The organism is bacterium, assembly GCA_035371905.1.
Classification (GTDB): Bacteria; Ratteibacteria; UBA8468; order B48-G9; family JAFGKM01; genus JAMWDI01.
This window is the reverse complement of the sequence record DAORXQ010000105.1, coordinates 1-5312: the sequence shown is the minus strand read 5'-3', so window position 1 is coordinate 5312 and position 5312 is coordinate 1. Positions and strand designations below refer to the sequence as shown.

Genomic DNA, 5312 nt, shown 5'->3' with positions numbered 1-5312 from the left:
ACATATATAAAAAATTCAATTGAAATATTAAAACAATTATACAGAAATTCAAAATATTCAACACAGAAAATAGATGAGATAGTTATAAATGTTAAGATTAACTTAAAGGAAGAGGAAATAAAAGGAACAAATATAGAGGTTTTAATAATTGATAAAAATGGTAAAGAAATAAAAAAGAAATTGAGTAAATCAGAAAAAGAAACTGTTTTAAGTTTAAAAATACCTGAATTAAAAGAAGGAGAATTTAAGATAGTGGGAAGATTAACAAAAGAAGGAAAAGCAGTTTATGAGACAAGTATTCCATTATATAAATTACCACCAGCAAAAGGAAATGAAGTTTATGTAGATGAGAATTTAAATCTTGTTTTAAATGGAAAGCCAATACTACCTTTAATATGGTGGGCTGGTTCCCCACCTGAAGAAATAGCAAAGACAGGAGCAGATGGAATAATATGTGGAATTGGTGACCTTGATAAATTAACTGAACTAAAACAATATGGTGAAGTTATGTTATTATGGGGTTCTGAACAGAAAAAATATTTTGAAGGAAAAGAAACATTATCAGAAGAGGCAATAAAAGTTATAACAGAAAAAATAAATTCAGTTAAAGACCACCCTAATCTGTTGTTTTATTATTTAGTTGATGAACCAGAAGGGAGAAATATAAGTCCAAATCTTTTAAAAGAGGTCTATGAACTTATGAAAAAACTTGACCCATACCATCCAGTTCAAATTACAAATAATACAATACAAGGAATAGAAACATATATAAATTGTGCTGATTTATTTTTCCCTGACCCATATGTATGTCCACTTATTGATGGGAGTTTAACAAGACCTATGACATATATAATCCTTTTTATGGAAGAAATAAGAAAATCAGGTAAAGGCAAAAAATTTATAGGGATAACTCCACAGGTATTTGATTATGGAAAATCTTATGCTTCAAGACCACCATATTCAACAAGAAATAATAGAGGTCCGACATTTGTAGAAGAGAGATGTATGAATTATCTTGCAATTGTTTATGGAGCGAAGGGCTTTAATTATTATATTTATGGTAAAAAAGAAGAAGGACACTGGGGAGCAATAAATTTACCAGATTTAAGGGTTGGTATGCCATATTTAATAAAAGAGAAAAAAAGTTTGAGCGATATTATACTACTTGGAAAGGATACCAAAGAAAAGGTTAAAATTGAAGACAAAAGAATACATTATACTGTTAAAGAATTTAAGGGAAAGATATATATAATAGCAGTAAATGTGGAGCCAGTTGAAGTGAACATAGAAATAAATATACCAGAAAATGTAAAGAAATTAAAGGTAATATCAGAGAAAAGAGAAATAAATGTAGAGAATGGGAAATTTCAAGACAGATTTGAACCTTATGAAGTTCACATATATACAGATAATTTAAAATTTGAAGATGTTATTGATCTAAAAAAGGTTGAAGAAGAAATAAAAAAAGAAGGTGGATGGTTTACTTATCAATATAAAAAATGAAATTTTTAAAAATTGGTGGATGTAAAACAGATATAAGTCCACCAGTTGGATATTTACTTTGTGGACATTTACCAAGAAATAAACCATCCAAAAAAAATTCACGACCCATTATATTTGAAATGTGTTTCTGTTTCAGATGAAAAAAATAGGGTTTTTATAATCACATCCGATTTAATTGGTTTTACTCCCGATTTTGTCAATTCATTAAAAAAAGAGATTTATAAGGAACTAAAAATAGAAACCATCAAAAATACTTTTAACTGCATCTCATACCCAAAAGAGTCGTAAAATTAAATCTTTCAAAATTTTTTTTAATTTTAAAAAATGCTTTTGAAAATAGAAAATATGAAAAGGGAGAGGTTTTTGACAGAAGAATCCAGAAAGTAATAGAATTTATAAATACCAATTATTCCAGAAAATTTCTGAAAAAGAGATCTGTCAATATGTAGGCCTTTCTCAATATTATTTTGCCCGTCTTTTTAAAAAATCACTGGTTTAAATTTTAAAAAATATTTAATTGAAAAAAGATTATTTGAGGCAGAAAAACTTTTACAAAATAAAGAATTAAAACTTGAGACAATTGCAAAAAATACAGGGTTTTCTTCTTTATCATTATTTTTAAAAGAATTCAAGAAAAAATTTGGTATAACTCCGGCAAAATATAGAAAAATTATATAAAAGAGCAAAAAATGACAAAAATTTCTCTTGACAATAATTAAATTTTAAAGGTAAATTATTTACAAAGATGAAAATAAAACCGAACTTACCAATTTCAAAAACAATATAAACCATTGAGAGACAAAAGATTTATTTGAAATTTAGTTTTCTAATTAGTGTTTAATTTGTTTTTCAATTTCAGTTCAACCCGCAGTTTCTTCAATATCTCTTTTTGTAATTTTGTCATTTTGTTTAATTGTTTTATTTTTAGTCCTTTCACATTTATATATCCTATCTGTATCTCTTTTAATTCTTCAAGTATATTTTTAAAAGTAAGTGAGTATTTCCTCCCTTTCCCACAAAATAACTCCTTTAATCTTTTTTTTTTCATCTCAACTACTATATAATATGAAAGCATACAAATAAATGCATGGGATGTTATTCTTTTTTCTTTATAGTGGTATATCGGTCTTATATATTTAATAGTGTTGTCTTTATAATCCTAAATGCCCTATCCACAAGTGATAAACTTTTATAATGGTCAATTATCTGCTCTTTTGTAAATTCTTCTTTTAAACTTGTATCTATTACATAACATCCTAATAGTTTTTTTGTAAATTCTAACTGGTTTTTGTCAATCTGAAATCTCTTCTGGTAATTTATAATCTCTACAAAGTTTTTCATAAGGTATCATTTCTATTGTGGAATGAATCCTTTTCCTGTTATATATCCACTGCCATCTTAACAACAAAATTCCTCTTTACTTCCTCATCTTTCTATCTGTGGTATATAAATGTCTGGTGGCTTCTTTCTCTTTATATCTTCTTAACTAATTTTTTCGCCTGTCTTTTATCCTTTGGAACAATTACCTCTAAATGTCTCCTTCTCCATATATCTCTTCTCCATTTCTTGTCTACCTGGATACTATGTCTTAACCCAAAAGCGGATTTTTGTTGACATAAAAATAATTGGATATATAATAAAATATATGGAAAGAATTTATATAGCAATAGACCTTGGGGCAGAAAGTGGAAGGGGAATTATAGGAAATTTTGACGAAAATAAAATTTATATAAATGAAATTCATAGATTTTCTACTTACAACTCAATTATTTTAAATCATAGATTTTGGAATGTTCTTAGTATTTTTGAAGAAATAAAAAAAATATTATCTATTGCTAAAGATAAAGGAGAAATTGCTGGAATTGGAGTTACAACCTGGGGAGTGGATTGTGGTTTTATAGGTGAAAATAACCTTTTGCTTTCAAATCCATTTCACTATAGGGATGAGAGAACAAATGGAATAATGGAAGAGGTTTTTCAAATTTTGCCCAAAGAAAGAATTTTTAAAGAAACAGGGATTCAGTTTATGCCTCTTAATACTCTTTTTCAATTATATGCCACGAAAAAAGAATTTCCTTATTTAATTGACAACTGCAAAACATTACTTTTTATGCCTGATTTATTTAATTTCTTTTTAACCGGAGAAAAGTTCTGTGAGTATACAATCACAACAACTTCGCAGATGTATAATTCTCTTGCATCTGGACAAAATAAAGCACCAAGAGGGAACTGGTGTTATGGATTACTTGAAGAACTCGGTATAAAAACAGATTTTCTTCCACAGGTAATTTCATCAGGAACTTTAATCGGAAATATAACTAAAAAATTACAGGAAGAACTAACTTTACCTTCAGTACCTGTTTTTGCTGTTTGCTGTCATGATACTGCTTCAGCAGTTGTTGGGACACCGGCAAAGGAAGAAGAAAAATGGGCTTATCTTTCTTCTGGAACATGGTCTCTTCTTGGAGTTGAAATTGATGAGCCAATAATAAATGAAAAAGGGCTTGAATATAATTTTACAAATGAAGGTGGTTTTGGTGGTACTATAAGATTTTTAAAAAATATAATGGGTTTATGGATATTGCAGGAATGTAAAAAAGAATGGGATAAAACCGGTAATATTTTTAAATATGAAGAACTTGTTGAGATGGCTAAAAATGCTACTCCTTTTTATGCCTTTATTGATGTTAATAATGCTGATTTTCTTTACCCGGGTAATATGATAGATAAAATAAAAAATTACTGTAAAAAAACAGGTCAGAAAATTCCAGAGGATATTCCTCAAATAGTAAGAGTTATTTTTGAAAGTTTAGCAATGGAATACAGATATGTTATAGAAAAAATGGAAGAAATATTGGGATATGAGATAGAAATACTTCATATTGTAGGCGGAGGAAGTAAAAATTCGCTTTTATCTCAATTTGCTGCATCATCTACCAAAAAGATAGTTATAACAGGACCATCTGAAGCAACAAGTGTGGGAAATCTTTTAATTCAGGCACTTGCAAGAAGAGAAATTAAAGATATAAGTCAGGTTAGAGAAATTATAAGAAATTCTTTTCCTTTAATTGTTTATAGACCTGAAAATGTTGAAATATGGGATGAAAATTATCAGAAATATTTAAAATTGAAAAGTTTTCACTATGGATTGTAATTTTCTTCAAAATTCGTTGAAAAATTATTTTGAAGTTTTATCAGCAAAAAAACCTGTCCCCGGAGGAGGAAGTGCAGTTGCCTGTCTTGCTTCACTTTCAAGTTCTCTTGTTAATATGGTTTTAAATTATACAATCGGTAAAAAAGGATATGAAAAATTTCAAGAAGAAATAGAAAAGATTAAAAGGAAGAATGAAGAGATTTTAAATGAATGTATGAATTTTATTGAAGAAGATAGCAGGATATACGAAAAAATTGATAGGGCAATAAAGGAAAGATTAGAAATAGAAGAATATCTGAAAGATTCTGCTAATTTACATCTTAAAATATGTGAATATATGGTTGAAATTGTTAATTTCTGTGATATACTTACCGAAAGAGGTAATAAAAATTTGATTTCTGATACAGGAATTGCAAGTATTTTTGCAATAGGTGCTTTCTTCGGTGGAAAGATGAATATTCTGATAAATCTGAAATTTTTAAAAGATGAAAATTTTAAAATAGAAATAAAAGAGAAAATAGAAAAGATGGAAAAAGAAATAGAAGAAAAAAGTAAAGAGGTAAAAAGTAAAGTTATAAAAATAATGGAGGAATAAAATGGGAAATATAATTGATGGAAAGGTTATTGCGGAGAAAATAAGAGATGAGGTAAAAAA

The 5312-nt window shown here is 27.8% G+C and carries 6 protein-coding genes; 4 read left to right on the top strand and 2 right to left on the bottom strand.

The annotated features are described in order from the left end of the window. A partial coding sequence (locus PKV21_08840) for a hypothetical protein (GenBank protein HOM27591.1) occupies window positions 1–1503 on the top strand: 1503 nt, incomplete at its 5' end. After that, window positions 1500–1643 (top strand): hypothetical protein, encoded by a 144-nt coding sequence (locus PKV21_08835; protein ID HOM27590.1) that lies wholly within the window; start codon window positions 1500–1502, stop codon window positions 1641–1643. The genes PKV21_08840 and PKV21_08835, both read left to right, overlap by 4 nt. Window positions 1644–2329: 686 nt before the next feature. Here the strand turns inward: PKV21_08835 and PKV21_08830 are convergent. Both PKV21_08830 and PKV21_08825 read right to left on the bottom strand, forming a co-directional pair. Beyond that, on the bottom strand, window positions 2330–2578 hold the full coding sequence (locus PKV21_08830) for a hypothetical protein (GenBank protein HOM27589.1): 249 nt from the start codon (window positions 2576–2578) through the stop codon (window positions 2330–2332). 53 nt (window positions 2579–2631) lie between these two features. Beyond that, entirely contained in the window at window positions 2632–2844 is a 213-nt protein-coding gene (locus PKV21_08825) for a hypothetical protein (GenBank protein HOM27588.1), read from the bottom strand. 304 nt (window positions 2845–3148) lie between these two features. On the opposite strand from PKV21_08825, the gene PKV21_08820 reads away from it, so the two are divergent. Next, complete coding sequence (locus tag PKV21_08820; protein ID HOM27587.1) at window positions 3149–4657, top strand: rhamnulokinase family protein; 1509 nt, start codon at window positions 3149–3151, stop codon at window positions 4655–4657. After that, window positions 4647–5252 (top strand): cyclodeaminase/cyclohydrolase family protein, encoded by a 606-nt coding sequence (locus tag PKV21_08815; GenBank protein ID HOM27586.1) that lies wholly within the window; start codon window positions 4647–4649, stop codon window positions 5250–5252. Before PKV21_08820 ends, PKV21_08815 begins: the two co-directional genes overlap by 11 nt. Window positions 5253–5312 lie beyond the last annotated feature (60 nt).